The following is a 21223-nucleotide window of genomic DNA, read 5'->3' on the forward strand; positions in this document are numbered from 1 at the left end:
TTTCGACACGAAACAGCGATCTTGGGCCGACCTGCCAGCCCCGTCGGCTCCGCCCTGCGGCAAGATCGGCGTTTCGTGTCGGAACGTGGGGCCCAGCCCGACCTTTGGACACGAAACAGCGATCTTCGCCGATGCGGCTGGCCTGCGGTGGGAGCCGGACCGGGGCGCGCCACGCGGGGAGGGGATACCGGTTTGGAAGAGCCCGGATCGGTGCGGTAAGGTTCGTTGTCGCTTACGGGGCTATAGCTCAGTCGGTTAGAGCGCAGAGCTGATAACTCTGAGGTCGCTGGTTCGATTCCAGCTAGCCCCACTCCCGAGCGTTAAGGTGCTCATCATGTGGAAGAAGCTCCTGATCGTCGCCGGAGTCGGCGTAGCGGTCGCGCTGGTCGCCAAGAAGCTCAAGGCGGCCAACGACGAGCGGGCTCTGTGGCACGAGGCCACCACCGCGCCGGATCTCCGCTGAGCTGACCGGCGGGAGATCCGCTCTCCGGGGCCTTAGCTCAATTGGCAGAGCACCGCCTTTGCAAGGCGGGGGTTAGGAGTTCGATTCTCCTAGGCTCCACCAGGAAACATAGATCAAACTGGGCTTTACCGGCGGCCAGATAAAGCCACCGGTAAAGCCCGCTGCAGCGTCTGCCGGACGAACAGCACCTTCTCGTCGGTCCTGACGTCGATCCAGCGCAGGCCCAGCAGTTCGCCTCGACGGAGGCCGGTGGTCAGCGCCAGGACGAAGAACGCCTCCAGCCGATCGCCCGACACCTCGGCGAGGAGCTTTCGCGCCTCGGCCGGCGTCAGCGCGCGCCGCTCCGACCGGCCGGGTCTCGGCAGCTTCGCCGCCTTCGCCGCGTTGCGCTCCACCAGGTCGAGCCGGAGAGCGTCGGCCAGGGCGACCCGCAGCACGCCGTGAACCTTCACCACCGACGCGGCGGCCATCTTGTCCCGCAGCTGCGCCACCATGCGTTGCACGTCGCGCGGCGTGAGCTTGTCGAGCTTGATCCGGCCGAGGTGCGGGGTCAGGTGCCCGTCGACGACCTGCCGGTAGCGCGCGATCGTGGTCGGCTGGTGGAGCCGTCGCGCTCTTTCTCGGCCAGCCACTCCGTCAGCCACTCCTTGATGGTTCGCGTGGACACGGCCAGGTTCACGCCGAGCTGAGGGGGCGGCGCAGCGCGTCCCTCTTCACGATGGCCTCGGCCTCGGTCGGGGCGTAGACGACCTTGCGTCGACCGCTTGCCGTCGATCCGACCGAGGTCCACGGAGGCATTGCGACGGGCAAGCAGAGATGCCGTGCCGGATGTGGAGGCATCGTGAGAAGCCGTTCCGCCAACCTTTCCGCCGATGGTTACGATGCCGGGCGTCCCGCGTCGCGGGGCATCTTCATCACGGGAGGACCCCTTGGCACCCCTGCGCAAACGCATGCTCGCCGTGGCTGCGTTCGCATCCCTGGCCACGCTCGTGGCCGCCGGTCCGGCTGCGGCCGCGCCGGCCGGGGCTGACCGGAACAAAATCAGCCTCACCTCGCTCGGCTTCGCGGCCGACCACGTGGACGCGACCGGCAACGACCCGGTCAGCTACCCCGCGGTCGACGTGAAGTGGACGATCACCGACGGCGACACCGCCGCGACGAAGATCCGGGGCAGCATCAAGCTGCAGCTGTTCCACGGCGACAAGGCCGTCGGGCCGGCGAAGGCCTACACCTGGGCGCTGGAGCCGGACGGCGTCGCCGACGTCTTCGCCGACGACTGGTGGCAGGCCCGGCCACAGGAGTCGTCGTACACGCTGACGTTCGTCGTGCCGCAGTACGGCCCGGCCGAGCAGGTCACCTGGCGGGTGACCAGCCTGTCGGCGTCCGATGACCGCGGCAACACCCGCGAGTTCAGCGACAAGGTGCTGTCCCAGCACGACGCGTCGGTGGCCGTCACCGAACTGGTCGACACCGCGAACCCGGACCTGCAGTCGTTCACCCGGGGCTGGGGCCAGCTGTCGGAGCTGTTCGACCACGGCGGCCCGCTGACGTTGAAGTACAACTTCTACGTCGCCGAGCAGGCGGGCTTCTGGAAGGGCCGGCTGAAGCTGGACGGGCCGGGCCGGGCGAAGGCTTCCGCGTCGTTCGAGCTCACCAAGGCGAACTCGTACACCTGGATGTGCGGCGAGGGCCAGAACTACGACAACCAGATGGTGTGGTGCGAGGTGGCTGTCACCCTGCCGGCCGGGGCGCCCGCGGGCGTCTGGCGGGTCGCCGGCGTGGAGCTCACCGACACCGTCGGGCACCGTGGCACGTACACCGTGGACTCCACCACGGACGTGCGGGTCACCCGCAACGAGCAGCTGAGTGCGAGCGGGTTCGCGCTGAGCGCCACGGAGGTGGACAGCTGGCGCGAGAGCAAGACCGTGCGCCTGAGCCTGCGCCCCGCCGGGGCGCAGGGTGCGGTCACAGCGGTGCGGCTGACCTCGCGCTGCTGGTCGGCTGACACCACGCCGCAGGTGGAGGCGGACGGCACCGTGTCGGTGGAGCTGGTGATGCCGACGATCTTCGACAAGTGCAGCATCGACGGCATTGCGATCGACGACGCTGCGGGCAACCTCGCCCTGTACGGCAGCCACTACGGCGGGCCGGACCTCGGCCTGACCGTGCGCCGCGTCGCCGACACCACCGCTCCGGTGGTGCTCAGCGCCGTGCTGAGCCGGACCACGGCGCCGTCGAGTGAGCTGTACGCGATCAGCGCCACGGTCACCGTGGAGCGCTCGGTCGCGCCGATCCACCAGTACAGCTTCACGTTCTACGACAGCCGGGGCTGGTCCAGCGGCGGCGGTTCGGGCGGGATCCACGAGAACCCGGACGGCACCGTGACCATCACGGCCTGGCTCTACAACCCGCCGCCCGGCGTGTACACGGGCGGGTTCACCCTGACCGACGCGGCTGGTAACTACGCCCAGTACGGATATCCGAACGGTGCCGGCAACCCGGTCCCGAACGGGCCGCTGGTGCTGACGGTCACCGAGGGGTGAGAGTGCGGTGGCGGGGGCACAGCCGCCCCTCCACCGCTCCGGCTGCCCGGTCGGCACGGAACGCCGTGCCGACCGGGCGGTTGTTTGCAAGGCGGGGGTTAGGAGTTCGATTCTCCTAGGCTCACCAGGAAAACCAGGCTGTACCGACGGCTGTGACACAGCGACCGGTGCAGCCTGGAGTCCTTTCGGCCGGTGGGCTGATTGTCTGCCCGCTGTCGTGGGCAATACGCTTTCGCCGCCCGCAAGGTCGATCTTCCCTGCCGGGCGTCTCTTCGCTTCTCCGACGGGGGAGAAACACGTGCGTAAGCTGCTCAAATCCCGCCTGGCCCGGCTTGTCGCCGTTTCGCTGGCGATCGTCGCGCCCGCGGTTCCGGCCGCGGCCGAGAGCATTCCGGTGACCCGGCTGACCTTCTCCGGCGACGACAGCATCAGCATGAATCAGTCGTACGCCTACACCAGCACCACGCCGGGCCTGACCGTGAGCCTGCAGTGGTACACGAGCGGTCTGAAGGTCGACCTGCGTGGGGTCAGCGACGTGCCGCACCTGCCGATCGGCGCGACCTGGGGACAGGACTGGTGGACGCTGGAGCTGAGCGCGGCGGGCGGCCAGGAGCTGGCCGTCGGCACCGTCACCGGCGCCAAGCGCATCCCGTACCAGGACGGTGCCGCCGGGATGGACCTGTCCGGCAGCGGCCGGGGCTGCAACACGCTGACCGGTTCCTTCACGATCCACGAACTCGCCGTCACCGACGGCACCCTCGAACGGCTCAACCTGACGTTCGAGCAGCAGTGCGGCGGTGACACCGGCTCGACCCGGGGGCGCCTGCTGTACGGCATACCGGACATGCCGCCGCTGCCCGGCCCCGGCGACACCGGGGTGACGGTGAAGCCTGACGCCGTCCTCGTGCAGTGGATGAACATGCGCCCGTCGCCTTTGCGGCAGCGCACGAGCCGCAAGTCGATCGTGGTGAAGGGCACGGCGAAGTGCGCCCGCGGGCGGTTCGAGGTCAAGGGCAAGCTCGAGCAGTACAACGAACGCGGCCTGGCGGACGGCACCTTCAGCACGTCCGGGGAGTGCACCGGCGCCTGGCAGCAGTGGAGCGCGACGGTCGTGTCGATGCGCAACCGGGACGACTTCATGACCGGCGGCGGCACGACGGTAATGGGCGAGGGTTGGACCTTCGGGTCGGAGTACTACCAGCTGGACCGGGTGCTGACCAGTCTGTCGCAGCCGGTCACGGTGGCCGCGTCGGGTCAGCGCCCGGGGGTCGCCGTCGCGGTGGCCGGCAGCCCCGTCACCACGCCAGGTCCGCGCTGGTCGAGCACGGTCACCTGGAAGGGGATCCTGCTGCGCAAGCCGCGCCGTTAGGCGCCGTACGCGTCGAACAGGGCGTTGCGGAAGACGGGAGACGGGTCGATCCGGGATTTGGCGGCCATCGCGGCCTGCCAGCCCGGATAGGCCCGGTCCACCTGGTCGCGCGTGGCGTGCAGGCGGTACGGCAGGTAGAACGTCCCGCCGACGGCCAGCACGGCCTCGACCAGCTCCCGGGTGAGCGCCCGCATCGCGGTGTCGGCGGCGCCGGTGCGTTCCTGCCGGAAGTTCATGACGAGGCCGAAGACGTCCTGCCGGGCGTACGCCAGGGTGCTGACGGTGTCGCGGCGGACCTCCCGCACGGTGACGTTGAGCAGCTCCGCGCCGGACCGCGGGATGATCTCGCGGGCGGCGTCGACGAACTTGCCCAGCGCCTCCGGCGAGACGAAGTACTCGTGCAGGATGTCGCAGGTCTCGGCGGAGTGGTCGGCGAACACGGCGGCGGGCTGGTTCTGGATGCTGTTGCGGCTCAGCGGCCCGGCCAGCCACGGCGCGATCTCGCGTTCCAGGCCCCAGCGCACGGCCTTGCCCAGGTCGCTGCCGGCCGAGTTGCGGAACACGGCGCGCTGCAGTTCGGGCGACTCGGGGCTGCTCAGCGGCAGGATCTCGCCCCGGGTGCCGGCCTGGGGCGTGAACCGCACGATGATCGCCTGTTCGAGGAAGCCGCGCGGGTCGACCGACAGCCGCCCGTACGCCATCTCGGTGTCGGTGCCGGCGAGCAGCCTGGCGTATGCCTCGGCGTAGTCCGCCGCGGCCACGGTGTCGAAGTGCGGCTCGTAGACCGCGTTGGGCCAGACCTCCAGGTCCGCGTCGAGGATCACCCCGAACAGCCCGTACCCGCCTAGCACCAGGCCGAACAGCTCGGGGTTGACGGCCGGGCCGCAGCTGACGATCTCGCCGGAGGCGGTGAGCACGCGCAGGCCGCGCACGGTCGCGGCGATGGGCGGGTGGCCCGCGTGCCAGCCGTGGCAGTTGACGCTCAGCGAGCCGCCGATCGAGAAGTCGTGGTTCGACTGCATGACCTTGGGGGAGCAGCCGTGCGCGTTCAGCACGGGGATCAGCTCGCGCCAGGTGGTGCCGGCCCCGACCCGGACGACCCCTGCGGCGCTGTCGAGGCTGATCCGGTTCATCGGCCGGGTGTCCAGCACCCAGCCGCCGGCCAGCATGCTCTGCCCGCCCATCGAGTGGCGCACCCCGGCGACGGCCAGCGCCGGGTCGTCTCCGGCGGCGATCCGCCGCAGTAGCGGGCGGATCAGCTCCGCGGTGCGGTCGGTGGACGGGTCGGCGAACAGCAGCCCGCGTACGGCGGTCGGGTTGATCCGGCTCGCGTCGTCGAGCAGCGCGCCGGGCGCCGGGCCGGGCGGGATCGCGCCCTCGGCAGCCCAGTCGCTGACCGCCAGGGTGCCCGCGCTGCCCAGGGCGAGCGCCCCGAGCGCGGTCGCGCCGTGGGTGAGCAGCTGCCGCCGGGTCGGCCTGGCCATGCGCCACCTCCTGCCATGAGGACCGTCTCTTTGTACCGCGCGGTGGCCCTGGGCACAGGCGGGCGAACGGCTGAGCTGCGCGGACATCGGCCGCGGAAAATGAGGTTGCCTCCCGAAGGGCGTCGCCAATACCGTATGCCCACACCAAGAACTACACCGCGAAAGAACGGACCGGAGACAGACATGAGCGCCTTCTCGTACACCGCGCACCGGCTGACGCCGTGCGTCGAGAACGCCATGCCCGCCGCCGTCCGAGGTGGCTGCGCGTATCTGTGGGAACCCGACCCGGGACGGGGCGGGCGGCGCTGCTGAAGCGCTGCCGAAGCGGCTTTCAGGCCGCCCGCCTCCGATCACGGAGCCGGGCGGCCTTCTTCATGTCCAAGGCACTTGAGCAGCAGGAACGGCAACACCGGACGTCCGGCACGCGGATCGTTCGGACCTTGAGAACTCCACAGTGGATGGCATTGAGAAACAGCGTCGCATTCGGCGGCGCCGAGGCCGATTCGGCTATGGGTAGGCCCCCGAGCTCTCTACTCGGAAAAGCGGGTTCGAGTCCCGCATCGGCTGCGTAACGAAACATTCCCGCGGTTGTCGCACAACGGCAGTGCGCTGCCTCGCCATGGCAGAGATCCGGGTTCGACTCCCGGCTACCGCTCCAACCCGACCACAGCATTCCAAGGAGGTGACCCGATGAACGCAGTACTCGTCCTCAACGCCGACCTCGGCCCGCTCCACCGGGTCAGCCTGCGTCACGCCCTGCGCATGCTGTGGCGGCAGGTCGCGGTGGTGCACGAGGCGGAACCTGATCAGGCCATCGGGGTCTTCCCGATGCCCAAGGTGGTGCGCCTGGTCAGCTACGTGGTGACCCGCTGGCGTTTCAGCGGCGGGCCGACCTGGTCCCGGCGCGGCGTGCTCGTCCGCGACCAGCACCGCTGCGCGTACTGCGGCGGCGCCGCGTACACCATCGATCACGTGCTGCCCAGCTCGCGGGGCGGCCGTAACACCTGGCTCAACACGGTGGCCGCCTGCGGCGGCTGCAACCAGCGCAAGGGCGATCGCACGCCCGCCGAGGCGGGGATGCCGCTGCGGTACCACCCGGCGGTGCCTTCGTGGGCGATGCTGGCCAAGCGCTGACGGCTGCGGGCCTCACGGGGCCCGCAGCCCTTCGGGCTCATAGCTCATCTGGTAGAGCGCCGCTCTTGCAAAGCGGAGGTGGCCGGTTCGAGTCCGGCTGGGTCCACCATGCCCTGATGGCGCAACGGGACAGCGCACCGGTCTACGAAGCCGGGGGTTGCAGGTTCGAATCCTGCTCAGGGCACGAGGACGCGGTGGGGGGCCGCGTTCGAACGGGATGTGGCGCAGCTTGGTAGCGCGCTGCACTGGGGGTGCAGAGGCCGTCGGTTCGAGTCCGGCCATCCCGACGCAGGGAAAGTCCACGGCGCGGTGGACGAAGGGGAGAGTCGCCCGCCTTTCAAGCGGGAGTGCTGCGGGTTCGAATCCCGTCCGCGCTGCTGTAACAAATGATCATGCGGATGCGCCGACGCTGGAGAGTCGGGCCCGGCTGTAACCCGGGTGCCCTCGGCTGAGTGGGTTCGAATCCCTCCGTCCGCACGCACGGCCTCGCGGCGTTCCGGGTGGAGCGCTCCGTCTGCAAAACGGATGTCCTCGGGTTCGACTCCCGGCGTGGCCTCTGCTCGTGCCGTCCACCGTGGGTTCTAGGGTGCGGACATGACCATTACCCGGGCGGATGTCGACTCCGCCGCGGCGCGCATCGCCGGGCGGTTCCGGCGTACGCCGCTGGCCGTGATCGAGCCGGGCGGCCTGTTCGGGGCGTCCTGGCTCAAGTGCGAGTACATGCAGCACACCGGCAGCTTCAAGGCGCGCGGCGCGCTCAACCGGGTGCTCGCCGCGCAGCAGGCCGGCGAGCTGGACCCGGCGGTGGGCGTGGTGGCCGCGTCGGGCGGCAACGCCGGGCTGGCGGTCGCGTACGCCGCGCGGACCTGCGGCGTCCCGGCGACCGTGTTCGTGCCGGAGACCGCCCCGGCGGTCAAGGTCGCGAAGCTGCGCCACCTCGGCGCGCGGGTCGAGCAGCACGGCACCGAGTACGCCATGGCCTACGAGGCGGCCGTCAAGCGCGCCGCTGACACCGGCGCGGTCTACTGCCACGCGTACGACCAGCCGGAGATGGTCGCCGGGGCCGGGACGATCGGCCTGGAGCTGCTGGCGGACCTGCCGGACGGGTTCGACACCGTGCTCGTCGCGGTCGGCGGGGGCGGGCTGATGGCCGGCGTCGCCGCCGCGCTGGCCGGACGGGCCCGGGTGGTCGGCGTGGAGCCGGTGCACGCGCCGACGCTGCACGCGGCGCTGGCCGCAGGCCGGCCGGTCGACGTGGCCGTCTCCGGGATCGCCGCCGACTCGCTCGGCGCGCGGCGGCTGGGCGACATCGGGTACGCCGTCGCGGTGCAGACCGGGGTGCGCAGCGTGCTGGTCACCGACGACGACATCATCGCGGCCCGCCGGACGCTGTGGGCGCAGCGGCGCATCGTGCTGGAGCACGGCGCGGCCGCCGCGCTCGCCGCGCTGACCAGCGGCGCCTACCGCCCCGGCGACGGCGAGCGGGTGGTGCTCGTCGCCTGCGGCGCGAACACCGACCCGTCCGACCTCTGAGCCCCGGCGAACGGAGCCGGGCTCAGAAGACCCTGGTGAAGTACTCGCGGCTGAGGATGCGGAAGTAGATCCAGGAGGGCAGCCTGTCGTAGCCGGGCTGCACCGCCTGGAGCACGGTCACCTGGCTGACGTGGGCGTCGAGCGCCGCGCGCTTCTCGCCGCCGACGCTGTCGATGGTCATCGCGACGGTCGGCTCGGGCAGCCCCTGCGCGGGGTCGGCCGGGTACATGTCGCGGAAGGTGGGGGACAGCTCCTTGGCAACCGAGATCATCGACTCGGGCAGGGTCGCCTGGTAGAAGTGCTTGACCGGGAACGCGGGCTCGTGCCGCCGGTCGCCGAGGACGCCCTTGACCCATACGCCGACCTGCTCGTGGTCGGGGTGGCCGTAGAAGCCGACCCGGTCGTCGAAGCTCACCACGACGCTGGGCCGGTACTTGTCGATCAGGTCGGAGATGGTCTGCCGGGCCTTGGCCGCGTCGGCGTCGGGCAGGCCGCCGTCGGGGAAGTCGAACAGCTCGACGTTGTCGGCGCCCAGCACCCGGCCGGCCTCGCCGGCCTCCACGGTGCGGCGCTCGGCGAGGTCGGACAGGGACGTCTTGGGGACGTCCGCGGCCTCGCCCCGGGTGAGGTACGCGATGGTGACCTCGGCGTCGGCCTCCTCGCTCATCCGGCGCAGCGAACCGGCGACGGTGATCTCGTCGTCGGGGTGCGCGAAGACGGCGAGCAGCTTCTTCGGCGCGTCTTCCGGGAAAAGGCTGTCGGTGAGCGGCACACCGGTGTCGTTGACGTACCGGTTGAGGCCGAAGACGACAGCGGCCGGGAGGACCACCAGGCACGCCAGTACCGACAGGAGGATCTTGTTACGCCGGGAGACGCGCATGGTGCTGTTCCGTTCCGAGGGGGTGTCACGGCCACCGCAGGGGTGGTCGGATCACCTTAGTAGGTGTTCAGCGCCGCACGTCAGCGGGCCGGTCCCCGGTAGCGCAGGAACGCCGGGACGGCCAGCGCCAGCGCCGTCATGCAGACGATCACCAGCACACCGCCGCCCGCGACCGCGGCGCTCGCCCCGGCCACCGGCACCGCCACCCCGTGCAGCAGGTCCGCCAGGCGCGGCCCGCCCGCGACCACCATGGTGTGCACTCCCTGCATCCGGCCGCGCATCTCGTCGGTGGCGGCCGCCTGAAGGATCGTGCCGCGGAACACCATGGAGACCATGTCGGCGACACCGGCCAGCCCGAGGAACACCACGGCTAGCCAGATCGAGCTGCTCAGCCCGAAGCCCACGATCGCCGCGCCCCAGGCGCACACGGCGAGCACCACCATCAGGCCGTGCCGCCGGATGTGCGAGAACGTGCCGGAGAGCAGGCCGCCGAGCAGGGCGCCGATCGGCACCGCGGCGTAGAGCAGGCCGAGCGCGAAGTTCTCGTCGACGCCGGGGTAGGCCGTGTCCGCCAGCTGCGGGAACAGGGCCCGCGGCATGCCGAGCACCATCGCGATCACGTCGGCCGCCATGGAGACCATCAGCAGGCGGTGAGTGGCCAGGTAGCGGAAGCCGTCCAGGATGTCGCGCAGCCCCGCGCGCCGTGCGGCCCCGTTGAGCGGGGGCAGCGAGGGCAGCCGGTACACGGCGTACAGCGCGGCGGTCAGCGCCAGCGCGTCGAGCAGGTACAGCAGGGGCAGGCCGAGCAGCGGGATCAGGGCGCCGGCCAGCATCGGCCCGGCGATCTGGCCCGCCTGCATGACGGTCGAGTTGAGCGCGCCGGCCGCGGGCAGCTCCGCCGCCGGGACCAGCCGGGCCACCGAGGCGGTGCGGGCGGGCATGTTCATCCCGAACAGCGCCTGCTGTACGGCGACGAGCACCAGCAGCAGCGGGATGGATTCCAGCGACAGCGCCGCCTGCGCCCAGAACACGAGCAGCAGCAGCGCGATGCCGCTGTTGGTGAACAGCAGCATCTTGCGCCGGTCCACGGTGTCGGCGATCGCGCCGCCCCACAGCGCGAAGACGACCAGCGGGACCAGGCCGGCCATGCTGGCGATGCCGACCCAGACCGACGAGCCGGTCATGTCGTAGATCTGCTTGGGCACCGCGACCGCGGTCAGCTGGCTGCCCAGCGCGGTGACGATGGTGGAGCTCCACAGCCGCCGGTACGGCTTGTGCCGCAGTGGCCGGGTGTCCATGAAGAACCTGCGACGGGGCGCGGCTTCGGCGGCACCCGCCTCGACCTGCTTCTCCGCGACCTCGCTCACGGCGAGACCTTAGCCGAGCTAACGACCCGTTGGCCAGGGGCGAGTGATCCAGGCAACGGGTACGCGAAAAATCGTCGAACGGGCGGCAACCTTCATCCCGGCGGCCGCATCTTGCATGTCGTCACTCCGGCAGGAACACCGCACCTGCCACCACCTATCCACCAACGGGGGCATCAGTGGTCGACTCGCTAACGGCTGAGTTCGACAGCTTCGTCAGGCACCGCTCGCCGTCGCTGCTGCGCGCGGCGTACCTGCTCACCGGCGACCAGCACCTCGCCGAGGACCTCGTGCAGTCGGCGCTGGCCCGCACGCACCGGTCCTGGCGGCAGCTGCACGACAGCGGCAACGCCGAGGCGTACACCCGCAAGGTCATGTACCACCTTCAGGTCGCCTGGTGGCGCCGCCGCAAGGTCGCCGAGGTCCTGCCCGGCGAGCTGCCGGAGCGGCGGGCCCGCGGCGCGGACCACGCCGGCGCCTCGGCGCTCAAGCTCAGCCTGCGCGCGGCGCTGCTGCAGCTGTCCGACAAGCAGCGGGCCGTGCTGGTGCTGCGCTTCTTCGAGGACCGCACCGAGGCCGAGGCGGCCGAGGTGCTCGGCGTGACGGTCGGCACCGTCAAGTCCCAGACCAACAAGGCGCTCGCCCGGCTGCGCGCGATCGCCCCCGAGCTTTCCGATCTCCACGCCGCGAACGGAGTCGCCCGATGAACGCCCCGATGGACAACCTGCGTTTCGGCCTGGCCGAGCTGGCCGAGGACGTGAAGCCGGTCGACCTGCGCGACCGGACCCTGAAGACCTCGCGCCGGCTCGGTGCGCAGCGAGCCGCGCTCACCTCGGCGCTGGCGGTGACCCTGCTCGCCGGTGGGGCCGGGGTGGCGCTCGCGGTGGTGGACCGCGGCGGCAGCGGGCCGGTCGTGCCCGGCGCCTCGGCGAGCGTGACGGCGAGCCCGTCGCACGCGCCGTCCCCGAGCGCGCCCCCGGCGGCCGCGTTCGAGCCCGGCACGGTCTACTTCGTGAAGGGCGCCCAGTCCCCGAAGGTGGAGGTGTACCGCCTCGACATCGGCGACTGCGACCTGTCCCTGCCCCTGAAGTGCGCGTCGACGCCCACGAAGCTGCGCACGATCGGCCAGATGAGTGACAGCTGCCCCGGCAACTCGGTGGTCGTCTCGCCCGACGGCCGGCACGTCGCCTGGGTGAACGGCGACGAGAGCGGCATCGCGGGCGACCTGATCATCTCCGACCTGGCCGGAGGCGACCCGCGCCAGGTGGAGCCGAACGTGATCTGCGGCGGCGACCACGCCCTGGTCTGGTCCGCGGACTCGGCGAGCATCCACATCCGCAAGATGGACGGGACCGGTTCGGTCGGCACGGTCGGCGCGGAGTCCGGCGTCTACGCCGTCCAGCAGCAGAAGGAGTGGGACAAGGCGGTGGCCGCCGCGCTCGGGTTCCGGGGCACGATCGGCAACGGCAAGCTGACCGTCACGGAGGCGGACGGCTCGGACCCGCGCTCGATCAGCTACACCGATCCGAACGGCTTGGACGCGGTAGTGGTCGGCGTCTCGGCCGACGGCCGTTACGCGGCCGCGGGCAGGGGCAGCGGGGACCCGAGCCGGCAGCTCGGGGTGGCCGCGGTGCTGGACATGACCACCGGGAAGAAGGTGAGGTTCGCGGTCGGCACGGTCGACTGGGTGGCCTTCCAGGCCGATGGCTCCATGGTGGTCACCGTGGCCGGCAAGCCGGACCGGCTCTACTACCTGGACGCCGCACTGAAGGTGACCGCCGAGGTGACCGTGCCGGACACGCTGGGTGACGCGGAGCCGTTGCGGCACGTGGCGGGCTGACAGGGATCGCCGACTGACGATCTTGTTTCACGTGGAACATCGCGAAGAAGCACGAAAGGGGCCATCCGGGCGGATGGCCCCTTTCCTATGTCCGATCAGACCGTGCAGGAGTCGTCGTCGCACTGCTCGCCGCGCGGCGTGGGCAGCGTGGTCAGCGGCGAGCCGGACTCTCGGCGGCGCACCTCGTCGAGGACCTCGCGCAGCGTGGACGGGTCCTGCGCGCCGCTGATCGCGTACTTCCCGGCGAAGACGAACATCGGCACGCCGGTGATGCCCAGCTCGCGGCCGGTGGCCAGCTCGTCCTGCACCTCGGCGACGCCCTCGGCCGAGTCGAGCAGCTCGCGTACGCCCCGCTCGTCGTGGCCCAGCCCGGCCGCGACCGCGGCGAGCGCGTCCCGGGAGCCCAGGTCGGCGCCGTCGGTGAAGTGGGCACGGTGCAGCGCCTCGACCATCGGCCGCTGGTCGCCGCGCTGCCCGGCCCACCAGATCAGCCGGTGCGCGTCGAAGGTGTTCGCGTTGATCGCCCGGTCGAAGTTCATGGTCAGGCCCTCACCGCGGCCGACCTCGGTGACCTGGGCGAACATCCGCTGCACGTTCGCCTCGCCGCCGTAGCGGCGGCCCAGCCACCGCACCAGCGGCCCGGACTCGGCCGACGGGTCGAGCTGGAAGGCGCGCCAGGTCAGCTCGACCGGCTCGGTGAAGCCGTCGAGCGCCTTCAGCAGGCGCTGCTCGCCGATCCAGCACCACGGGCACACGACGTCGGAGTAGATCTCGATCTGCACGGTGACAGTCAACACGGCTGTCCCCCGGCCTGTTCCCGCTGGACTCCGGGTGTGCGCAAGGGCACCGAGCGTGGGCGGCCGGTGCGGTGGCAAGATGTCGCGGTGAGTTGGAGCAGGTATGCGGCGCTGGGGGACAGCTTCACCGAGGGCATGGACGACCCGTACGACGACGGGGTCTTCCGGGGCTGGGCCGACCTGGTGGCCGGCCGGTTGAGCGAGGTGAACGGGCCCGGCTTCGCCTATGCGAACCTCGCCATCCGGGGCCGCCTCTACGACGCGATCGTCACCGAGCAGGTCGAGCCCGCGCTGGCCATGAAACCCGATCTGATCAGCTTCGCGGCGGGCGCCAACGACGTGCTGCGCCGCCGCTGCGACCCGCCCGCGCTGATGGAGCGCTTCGAGGCGACGATCATGCGGATGCGGGCGACCGGCGCCGACGTGCTGATGTTCCGGTTCGCCGACGTGATGTCCCGGCTGCCCGGCAACAACCTGGTGGCGCCGCGCATCCGCTTCCTCAATCAGGCCGCGGGCGAGGTCGCCGAGCGCACCGGCGCCCGGCTGGTCGACCTGTGGAACGACCACGAGTACGCCAACCCGGCGCTGTGGAGCATCGACCGCCTGCACATGTCGGCGGCGGGGCACCGGCGCACCGCGGCGCACGTGCTCGCCGTGCTCGGCGTCCCGGCCGATCCGTCCTGGTGGGACGTGCCGCCGCGCCCGGCGGTCAAGCCCTGGCTGATCGCCCGCTCCGACGACGCGCGCTGGGCGGGCCGCTACCTGGCCCCCTGGATCAAGCGCCGCCTGACCGGCCGCTCCTCCGGCGACGACGTCCGGCCCAAGCGCCCCGACATGCTGCCCCTGGACTGACCCGTACCCCCGGCCCGGCCGCACTTCCCCGAAACCGCACCCCGCGACCCCGGCGAGCCTGCACTTTCCCCGAAACTGCACGCCGCGGGCCTGGCGAGGGTGCGGTTTCCCCGAAACTGGAGCCGCGAAGAGGGCGCGGTCAGGGGGCGATGTTGAGGCGGGTGAGGACGCGCTCGGCGAGGGCGGTGTCGCCGGTGATCCAGATCTGCTGGCGGTCGCGGGTGGTGCGGCCCGCGCCGAGCAGGGCGTAGGACTCCCAGGTGAGCAGCGCGTGCGCGGTGGCGGGATGGGCGTCGGCGGGGGCGACCGAGGCGCGGCCGTGCTGGTCCACGTACACGGTGAAGTCCTGGGGGAGTTCGCCGAGGGTGGTGAAGCGCACCGCCGAGCCGGGCGGCGCGCCGGCGCCCTTGGCCACGATCCGGGGCAGCGCCTGCAGCATCAGGTCGCGGGCCACCTGCGCCCCGGCCGAGCCGAGGTTGCCGGGGCGGCGGACCGCGCGGCGCACGTCCTGCTCGTGCACCCACAGGTCGAAGGCCCGGCCGGTCAGCTGCACCACGAACGGCACCGTCGCGTTCGACCACACCCACCAGCCGGGGGCGTCGGCGGCGCGCAGTTCGTCGGTGAGCTGGCGCTCGCGCTGCGGCAGCAGGGCCCGCAGCGCGCCGAGCACCTCGGCGCGCGGGGTGCCGCGCCACAACGCGACGCCCGAGTCGATCAGCTCCTGCGGCGGCCCGGCGGGCGCGGCCCCGCCGTCGGCCATCCACTGCTCCAGGCTGACCACGTGCCCGTAGACGTCGCCGACGCTCCAGCCGGGACAGTCGGTCGGCGCCGCCCACTGCTCGTCGTTCAGCCGGTCCCCGAGTTCGAGCAGGGCGTGCAGGCTGTGGCGGCAGGCCGCGGCGGCGCGGTCGTGTGGCGACATGGCCGCAGCCTTCCCGGTCGGGCCGCCGGGCGCAAGCATCCCGCTACTCTTAAAGGTTCTTTACAGTTCGGTTGAGGTGCGAGGCCTTAAGCTGCCCGCACGGCAGACGATCTCCGTCGCCGCCGCAGACCGAAGGACTGACTGTGCACACCGAACGCCTCTCCCGCACGCTGACCCGCCGCGGCACCATCGCGGTGGCGGGCGTCTCCCTGCTCCTCGCCCTGGCCGCGTGCAGCGGCTCCTCCAGCGGCGACGAGGCCGCCCCGAGCACCGCGCCGCAGACCCAGGAGCAGCCGAAGCCCACGGTCCCCACGGCCTACTACTACGCGTACGACGAGAAGGCGATGAGCACCGTCGTGCTGCGCCTGGAGAACGGCAAGGCCGAGAAGCTGGCGACCATCCCGTCGCCCACGTTCGGGGTGCCTAACTCGCTCACCCTCGCGCCGAACGCCAGCCTGCTCGCGTGGGTGCAGGCGCCGGACGGCGGCAAGGGCGACCTCTACGTGGCGGAGGTGGCCGGCAGCGGCAAGCACAAGGTGACCGGCGGCGTGTACGACGTCGGCTGGGCCGTGCGCTGGAACGCGGACAGCCGGTCGGTCGCCACCAGCGCCGGCATCGTCGACGTGAACACCGGCCGGGTGACCAAGGGCAAGCTCACCGCGCAGTCCCGCGGCGGCGAGTTCCGCGCGTACGGCGACGGCAAGGCGGTCGTGGTGACCGACGGCACCGGCAAGGAGCTGCGCCGGGTGCCCTTCACCACGGCATGCAAGGAGTGCGAGGGCGGCCGCCCGTCGGTCGTCTCGGTGTCGATCGACGGCCGGTACGTCTCGATCGCGAACTCGCCGACCGACGCGTCGCGCGCCGACACCGCGTACACCGTGCTCGACACGACCACGGGCAAGGCGGTGGCCCTGCCGAAGTTCAGCGGCATGCTGTTCCAGACCGACGGCTCGTTCGTGCTGCGCGTCGGCGACGCGGGCAGCCGGAAGCTGGTGCTGGTCGACGCGGCCGGCACGGTGCTGGCCGAGTCCGCCGAGCCGGCCGAGCTGGCCGGCGCCCGCCTGTTCGCGAGCTGAGCTGCGGCTGACACCTTCGGGGCACCCCTGCGGGGGTGCCCTTTTCGCTGCCCGGAATCAAGACGATCTCACGTGCAACCGGAGCGGGGAGCAGCGCGTGTTGGTGCCGTCCGCCGGATGACACCGGCGCCAACGGGGAGGAACAGTGTGACCACCGTGTCCACACCACATGGGGAGGTCTGGGTCGCGAGCCCGCCGGCCGAGGCCGGGGTACGCGACTTCGACGAGTTCTACGCGGCGTCGTTCACGCCGCTCAGCCTCCAGCTGTACGCGTACCTGGGCGACCTCGGCGAGGCGCAGGACGTGGTGCAGGAGGCGTTCTGCCGGGCGTACGCGCGCTGGAGCCGGATCAGCCGGTACGACGACCCGGTCGCCTGGGTGCGCAAGGTCGCCTGGAACCTCGCCACCAGCAGCTTCCGCCGCAAGCGCACGGCCCTGAACTTCCTGCGCCGCCAGCGCGAGGAGCACTTCGAGGGCCCCGATCCGGACCGGGTCGCGCTGACCCGGGCGCTCGCGGAGATCCCCGCGCAGCAGCGGCGGGCGGTGGTCCTGCACTACATGGCCCAGCTGCCGGTCGCCGAGATCGCCGCTCAGGAGGGCGTCGCCGAGGGCACCGTCAAGTCCTGGCTCAGCCGCGGCCGTGCCGCGCTGGCCGCCCAGCTCAAGAAGGAGAACTGAGATGCCCGACTTCGACGACGACCTGATCAGCGACGCTTTCGCGGGGTTCAGCGCCGCGGCCGCACCGTCGGTACGCGCCGCGGGTTCCGGGGCGGTACGGCACACCATCAAGCGCCGCCGGACCCGCAACACCGTGGCGCTCAGCGTGCTGGGGGCGCTGCTGCTGGCGGTGCCGGTCGCGGCGTACGCCTCGATGGACCGCGGCAACCAGGGCCCGCCGCCGGTGGCGACCTCGCCCGAGGTGACCTTCTCCCCGAGCCCGTCGGCGAGCCCGTCCGCGACGCCGACCGGCCCCGACGGCCGGTTCACCCTGTCGCAGCTGACCTCGGCGAAGATCGAGGTGCCCGCCTGGACCGGCGGATCCGGACAGAGCTGCGTCAGCGGCCGGGTGAGGTTGCCGAAGATCAAGGACGTGCAGTACTTCAACGTTCCCGGGGACGTGGGTCTCTTCTCGGTGGTGCACACCAACCTCGACGACGATGCCGCGCTGGAGACGGCCGCGCTGATCGCGTGCAAGACCGGCGAGGCGAGCCGGCGCCGGGTGCTGGCCTTCGACCGGGACGAGAACGGCCGCACGGTCATGAAGGGGATCGTCGCCAGCGGGAGCATCTGGACGATCGCCGCCAATCCGCAGGGCGGCATCGATGCCGACGTGTCCGACTTCCAGGCCTGCTGCTCCACCCCGAAGGTCATGGAGCTGCACCAGACCCGGACCTACGGCTGGAACGGCACCGCCTTTGCCCAGCTCGGCGGGCCGGAGGAGTTCGCGGCGCACGACGGGCTGATCGACCTCGCGGTCTCCGTTAAGGGGATCACCTGGGCGGAGACGAAGCAGATCACCGTCGCCGGGGCGAAGCGTCCCTACCGGACCGCGACCGTCGTGCTCAAGGTCGTGAACAAGGGTCCGGCGGCCTCCGGCGAGTGGATGGTGCTGCTCGACGACAGCGGCCAGGCTGAGGCGCTCAGCGGCATCGGGCAGGCGCAGCCGGTCCTCGCTGCCGGTGCCACCGTGGAGGTGACCGTCACCTTCCGGGTGGACGAGACGATGTTCGACCTCAACGACGGCGCGCGGCTCTGGGTGTACGAACTGGGCACCGTCTCTTCCGGCTACGACCGGAACAAGGACGACAACCGGACCGTCGCCGCGTACCCGAAGTGATCGTGTCCTGACGGGCTGACACGCGGGGCGTCCCGGACGGGGTGCCCCGCGTCGACGGGCGTGCCGGTGTCGCCGAATCTGGGTACGGTGTCGTACGTGGGCCGCTCGCTCGGAGCGGTCCATGGGACTCCGCCGATCCGACACGGCCGCGCCGCAACCTTTTGGTAGGCGGTACCGCGTCTGTATCTGGGCGGCGGCGGCCGGGCAGGCCGGGGAAGCGCTTCCCGACGTGCCCGCACCGACGAGGAGAACCGCGCTGCATGAGCATCCCCACCCCCGACCGGGTACGTGAGCTGATCGAGCAGTGCTGGCAGGCGCAACGGGGCGCGGCCCAGCTGGCGCTCGCCGAGGAGGCGATCGCGCAGGCCGACGCGCTCGGCGACGACCTGCTGCGCTTCCACGCCCGGATGGCGGCGACCGAGGCCTACCAGCGGGGCGGCCGGCCGGCCAAGGGGTTCGTCACCTTCTCCTGGTGCCTGGCCCGCTACGACGCCCGTCCCGAGCGCTACGGCGACCAGGAATACCTGCTGCTCTGGCACTACAAATACATGGTCAACTCGCTGACCCGGTTCCCGGACGTGCCGCTGGCCCGGACGTACGCGGTGCTCGACGACATGCAGCAGCGCTACCAGCAGGGCGGGCACAGCCTGCAGACGGTCCACAAGCACCGCTGGCTGGTCGCGTTCCACCTGGGCGACGACAAGGCCGCCGACCTGCACTACGAGCGCTGGCAGGTCGCGCCGCGCGACGGCAACTCCGACTGCGTCGGCTGCGACCCCACCGACCAGGTGCTGCACCTGGCCGCGCGCGGGCGCGACGAGGAGGCCATCGCGCTCACCGCGCCGGTGCTGGCCGGCCGCCTGACCTGCGTCGAGCAGCCGCAGGAGATCCTCACCGCGCTGCTGCTGCCGTACCTGCGCACCGGCCGGCTCGACGAGGCGCGCCGCGCGCACCACCAGGCCTACCGGTCGGTGCGGGACCACCGGAGCAAGCTCGGCACCGTCGCCGAGCATGTGTACTTCCTCGCCGTCAGCGGCAACGCCGTGCGCGGGCTGGAGCTGGTCGAGCGGCACCTGCCCTGGCTCGACGAGGCGCCCTCGCCGTTCGTGGAGATGGATTTCGCCGCCGCGGCCGCGCTGGTGCTGCGCCTGCTGGCCGACGCCGGGCACGGCGACCAGGCGGTCCGCGGCGCCGAGCAGAGCGTGGCGGAGCTGGCCGCCCGGCTCGCCACCCGGGCCACCGCGCTGAGCAGGCGCTTCGACACCCGCAACGGCACCGCCGCCCAGGGGGACCGGATCGCCGCCGTGCTCGCCGCCCGGCCGCTGGTCGAGCACCTGCCGCTGAGCCTCGCCGCACAGCCGGCCGTGTCCCCGCCGCGCCGCCCGGACCGGCCCCGGCCCGCGGCCGACCCGCTGCCGGACGTCTCCGCGGACGCCGAGCTGGACGAGCTGCTGGAGCTGATCGAGGAGGCGCTGCGACGCGACGAGGAGCCGCGCGCCGACGCGCTGTGGCAGCGGATCAGCCCGTTCCTCGACGCGCACTGGCTGACCGCCCTGCAGCGCGGGCGGCTGGCCGACCTGCGTGGCATGCGGCTGCACGGCGACGCCGTGGCCGAGACGGAGGAGGCCTGGACCGAGGCGCTGGAGTGGTACGCCAAGGCCGGTGACGACATCCGCGCCCAGCGCATCCGGGGCCGGCTCGGCCTGCACCGCAGCCGTCACGGCCAGCCCGAGGAGGGTCTGGCCCAGGTGCGCGCGTCCACCGAGCACCTGCTGGCCCACGGTGAGGCCAAGGACCGGGCGGGTGCGCTGCGCCGGCTGGCGGTGGCCCTGCTGCACGCCCAGCAGCCGGCCGAGGCCATGGCCGAGCTGGACCGGATCGCGGCGGTCGGCGAGCCCGACCCGGGCCCGCGGGTCCGGCTGCAGGTGCTGCTGCTGCGGGCGCAGGCGCTGGGCGCGGACGGCCGGGTGCGGGAGTCGGCCGACGCGGCGCGCGAGCTGATCGCCCAGGCCTCGGCGGAGGACCAGGGCGAGCTGGTCGGGCTGGGCGAGTTCTTCCTCGGCCAGGGCCTGAGCATGCTCGACGACAGCAGTGGGGCGGTGCAGGCGTTCGACCGCGCGCTGTCGTACGAGCTGCCCGAGCCGCTGGAGCAGGAGGTGCGCGAGCGGCGGGCCGTGCTGCTGGCCGGCACGGTGCGCGCCCGGGAGGTGGTCGACGACCTCGCCGCCCTGGTGGCACGGCTGACGGCCGAGCAGCGGACCGGCGGCGAGTACGACGACGACGCGGACCACTCCCGGTTCCACCTCGCGGTCGCGCTGTTCAACGCGGGCCGCCCGGAGGAGGCGGCCGAGGTGGGCGAGGAGGCGGTGTACGGCGCCGACCGGGCCGGCAACCAGAACCTCGCCGACCAGGTGCGGCACCTGCTGGCGGCGATCTACCAGCGGGTCGGCGACACCGACCAGGCCCTGTCCTACCTTGACCAGCTCGCGGTGAACCTGGACGGGTTCGACAACGCGGCGGCCCGGGCGCGGGTCCTCGAACAGGCCGGTGAGCTGCTGTTCGACCTCGACCGGGACGGGCTCGCGGCGCAGCGGCTCGGCTCGGCCGCCTCGGTGTACCGGGTGGCCCGGCTGCCGCTGGACGAGCTGCGGGCGCGCCGCCGCCAGGCCGTCTCCGCGATGTACGCCGAGGAGCCCGAGCAGGCCCGGCAGGCGGTCGAGCTGGCCGACGCGGCCGCCGCCGCGCTTCCGCCGGGCCTGGCGGTCGAGCCGGAGGCGCGTTACGAGCTGGCCTGGCTGGCGCTGGACGGGGCGCGGGCGATGGTCGCCGCCGGTGATCCGGAGGCGGCGCTGAGCCGGGTGCGTGCGGCGCCCGACCGGTTCCGCGAGCTGGAGGCGTTCGGGGAGGCGTTCCTGGCCGAGCTGGCGACGGGCGAGGTGCTGCTCACCCTGGGCCGGGCCGAGGCCGCCGAGCCGCTGCTGCGCTCGGTGCTCAACGGCCTGCCCCGCGACTCGGCCACGCTGCCGCGCGCGGCGTACGCGCTCGCGCACGCGTTGCTGCAGTCCGATCGGGCCGACGAGGCGCAGCGGCTGGCAGGGGAATATGGGTTCGAACTGGACTAAACGGACG

At 72.1% G+C, this 21223-nt stretch carries 19 protein-coding genes and 10 tRNA genes; 23 read left to right on the forward strand and 6 right to left on the reverse strand.

Annotated elements, in window-relative coordinates:
• Positions 1-236: 236 nt before the first annotated feature.
• The 3 genes from Cba03nite_RS12485 (at position 237) to Cba03nite_RS12490 (ending at position 565) form a co-directional block, all read left to right on the forward strand.
• Positions 237-310 (forward strand) — tRNA-Ile (locus tag Cba03nite_RS12485).
• A 24-nt stretch (positions 311-334) separates the two neighbouring features.
• Positions 335-463 carry a DLW-39 family protein gene (locus Cba03nite_RS39690; protein ID WP_212840211.1) on the forward strand — a complete coding sequence of 43 codons (129 nt, stop codon included), beginning with the start codon at positions 335-337 and terminating at the stop codon, positions 461-463.
• Positions 464-489: 26 nt separating this feature from the next.
• Positions 490-565: transfer RNA gene (locus Cba03nite_RS12490), tRNA-Ala, on the forward strand.
• Positions 566-588: 23 nt separating this feature from the next.
• On the opposite strand, the gene Cba03nite_RS12495 is transcribed toward Cba03nite_RS12490, so the two are convergent.
• The gene (locus Cba03nite_RS12495) at positions 589-1095 is read right to left on the reverse strand and encodes a tyrosine-type recombinase/integrase (RefSeq protein ID WP_203745439.1); all 507 of its coding nucleotides are present in this window, start codon (positions 1093-1095) and stop codon (positions 589-591) included.
• 327 nt (positions 1096-1422) lie between these two features.
• Here Cba03nite_RS12495 and Cba03nite_RS12500 point away from each other — a divergent pair, with 327 nt between their 5' ends.
• Positions 1423-3006, forward strand: a complete 1584-nt coding sequence (locus tag Cba03nite_RS12500; RefSeq protein WP_203745440.1) for a hypothetical protein — start codon at positions 1423-1425, stop codon at positions 3004-3006.
• Positions 3007-3304: 298 nt separating this feature from the next.
• A complete protein-coding gene (locus Cba03nite_RS12505; protein ID WP_203745441.1) occupies positions 3305-4375 on the forward strand; it encodes a hypothetical protein in 1071 nt (356 codons plus the stop codon).
• On the opposite strand, the gene Cba03nite_RS12510 is transcribed toward Cba03nite_RS12505, so the two are convergent.
• Positions 4372-5859 (reverse strand): FAD-binding oxidoreductase, encoded by a 1488-nt coding sequence (locus tag Cba03nite_RS12510; protein WP_203745443.1) that lies wholly within the window; start codon positions 5857-5859, stop codon positions 4372-4374. The genes Cba03nite_RS12505 and Cba03nite_RS12510 overlap by 4 nt on opposite strands.
• Positions 5860-6042: 183 nt before the next feature.
• Here Cba03nite_RS12510 and Cba03nite_RS40285 point away from each other — a divergent pair, with 183 nt between their 5' ends.
• The 11 genes from Cba03nite_RS40285 (at position 6043) to Cba03nite_RS12560 (ending at position 8526) form a co-directional block, all read left to right on the forward strand.
• A complete protein-coding gene (locus Cba03nite_RS40285; RefSeq protein ID WP_275411579.1) occupies positions 6043-6171 on the forward strand; it encodes a hypothetical protein in 129 nt (42 codons plus the stop codon).
• A 184-nt stretch (positions 6172-6355) separates the two neighbouring features.
• Positions 6356-6426 (forward strand) — tRNA-Glu (locus Cba03nite_RS12515).
• A gap of 17 nt (positions 6427-6443) precedes the next feature.
• Positions 6444-6517: transfer RNA gene (locus Cba03nite_RS12520), tRNA-Gly, on the forward strand.
• 32 nt (positions 6518-6549) lie between these two features.
• Positions 6550-6993: an HNH endonuclease gene (locus Cba03nite_RS12525; protein ID WP_203745445.1), complete on the forward strand. Its 444-nt coding sequence runs from the start codon at positions 6550-6552 to the stop codon at positions 6991-6993.
• 33 nt (positions 6994-7026) lie between these two features.
• Positions 7027-7102: transfer RNA gene (locus Cba03nite_RS12530), tRNA-Ala, on the forward strand.
• A gap of 1 nt (position 7103) precedes the next feature.
• Positions 7104-7177 (forward strand) — tRNA-Arg (locus Cba03nite_RS12535).
• A gap of 29 nt (positions 7178-7206) precedes the next feature.
• Positions 7207-7280 (forward strand) — tRNA-Pro (locus tag Cba03nite_RS12540).
• A gap of 16 nt (positions 7281-7296) precedes the next feature.
• A tRNA-Glu gene (locus tag Cba03nite_RS12545) sits at positions 7297-7370 on the forward strand.
• A gap of 17 nt (positions 7371-7387) precedes the next feature.
• A tRNA-Tyr gene (locus tag Cba03nite_RS12550) sits at positions 7388-7470 on the forward strand.
• Positions 7471-7475: 5 nt separating this feature from the next.
• Positions 7476-7549: transfer RNA gene (locus Cba03nite_RS12555), tRNA-Cys, on the forward strand.
• 38 nt (positions 7550-7587) lie between these two features.
• Positions 7588-8526, forward strand: coding sequence for a threonine/serine dehydratase (locus Cba03nite_RS12560; protein ID WP_203745447.1), 939 nt, complete (start codon positions 7588-7590; stop codon positions 8524-8526).
• A gap of 22 nt (positions 8527-8548) precedes the next feature.
• Here Cba03nite_RS12560 and Cba03nite_RS12565 read toward each other — a convergent pair whose 3' ends face one another.
• Entirely contained in the window at positions 8549-9406 is an 858-nt protein-coding gene (locus tag Cba03nite_RS12565; RefSeq protein WP_203745448.1) for a PIG-L deacetylase family protein, read from the reverse strand.
• A gap of 80 nt (positions 9407-9486) precedes the next feature.
• The gene (locus Cba03nite_RS12570) at positions 9487-10773 is read right to left on the reverse strand and encodes an MFS transporter (protein ID WP_239125682.1); all 1287 of its coding nucleotides are present in this window, start codon (positions 10771-10773) and stop codon (positions 9487-9489) included.
• A 176-nt stretch (positions 10774-10949) separates the two neighbouring features.
• On the opposite strand from Cba03nite_RS12570, the gene Cba03nite_RS12575 reads away from it, so the two are divergent.
• Positions 10950-11477, forward strand: coding sequence for a SigE family RNA polymerase sigma factor (locus tag Cba03nite_RS12575; protein ID WP_203745449.1), 528 nt, complete (start codon positions 10950-10952; stop codon positions 11475-11477).
• Entirely contained in the window at positions 11474-12610 is a 1137-nt protein-coding gene (locus tag Cba03nite_RS12580; RefSeq protein ID WP_203745450.1) for a hypothetical protein, read from the forward strand. Before Cba03nite_RS12575 ends, Cba03nite_RS12580 begins: the two co-directional genes overlap by 4 nt.
• Positions 12611-12705: 95 nt before the next feature.
• Here Cba03nite_RS12580 and Cba03nite_RS12585 read toward each other — a convergent pair whose 3' ends face one another.
• The gene (locus tag Cba03nite_RS12585) at positions 12706-13392 is read right to left on the reverse strand and encodes a DsbA family oxidoreductase (protein WP_203745717.1); all 687 of its coding nucleotides are present in this window, start codon (positions 13390-13392) and stop codon (positions 12706-12708) included.
• A gap of 102 nt (positions 13393-13494) precedes the next feature.
• On the opposite strand from Cba03nite_RS12585, the gene Cba03nite_RS12590 reads away from it, so the two are divergent.
• Complete coding sequence (locus Cba03nite_RS12590) at positions 13495-14259, forward strand: SGNH/GDSL hydrolase family protein (RefSeq protein WP_203745451.1); 765 nt, start codon at positions 13495-13497, stop codon at positions 14257-14259.
• Between the two features lie 139 nt (positions 14260-14398).
• Here Cba03nite_RS12590 and Cba03nite_RS12595 read toward each other — a convergent pair whose 3' ends face one another.
• Positions 14399-15181 carry a maleylpyruvate isomerase family mycothiol-dependent enzyme gene (locus Cba03nite_RS12595; protein ID WP_203745452.1) on the reverse strand — a complete coding sequence of 261 codons (783 nt, stop codon included), beginning with the start codon at positions 15179-15181 and terminating at the stop codon, positions 14399-14401.
• A gap of 143 nt (positions 15182-15324) precedes the next feature.
• On the opposite strand from Cba03nite_RS12595, the gene Cba03nite_RS12600 reads away from it, so the two are divergent.
• From Cba03nite_RS12600 to Cba03nite_RS12615, 4 genes are all read left to right on the forward strand, one after another.
• Positions 15325-16257, forward strand: a complete 933-nt coding sequence (locus Cba03nite_RS12600) for a TolB-like translocation protein (RefSeq protein ID WP_203745453.1) — start codon at positions 15325-15327, stop codon at positions 16255-16257.
• A 147-nt stretch (positions 16258-16404) separates the two neighbouring features.
• Positions 16405-16935 carry a SigE family RNA polymerase sigma factor gene (locus Cba03nite_RS12605; RefSeq protein WP_346111178.1) on the forward strand — a complete coding sequence of 177 codons (531 nt, stop codon included), beginning with the start codon at positions 16405-16407 and terminating at the stop codon, positions 16933-16935.
• 1 nt (position 16936) lies between these two features.
• A complete protein-coding gene (locus Cba03nite_RS12610) occupies positions 16937-18094 on the forward strand; it encodes a hypothetical protein (protein WP_203745455.1) in 1158 nt (385 codons plus the stop codon).
• Positions 18095-18354: 260 nt separating this feature from the next.
• Positions 18355-21216 (forward strand): hypothetical protein, encoded by a 2862-nt coding sequence (locus Cba03nite_RS12615; RefSeq protein WP_203745457.1) that lies wholly within the window; start codon positions 18355-18357, stop codon positions 21214-21216.
• The last annotated feature ends 7 nt before the right edge of the window (positions 21217-21223 follow it).

It is taken from the genome of Catellatospora bangladeshensis, assembly GCF_016862575.1.
Classification (GTDB): domain Bacteria; phylum Actinomycetota; class Actinomycetes; order Mycobacteriales; family Micromonosporaceae; genus Catellatospora; species Catellatospora bangladeshensis.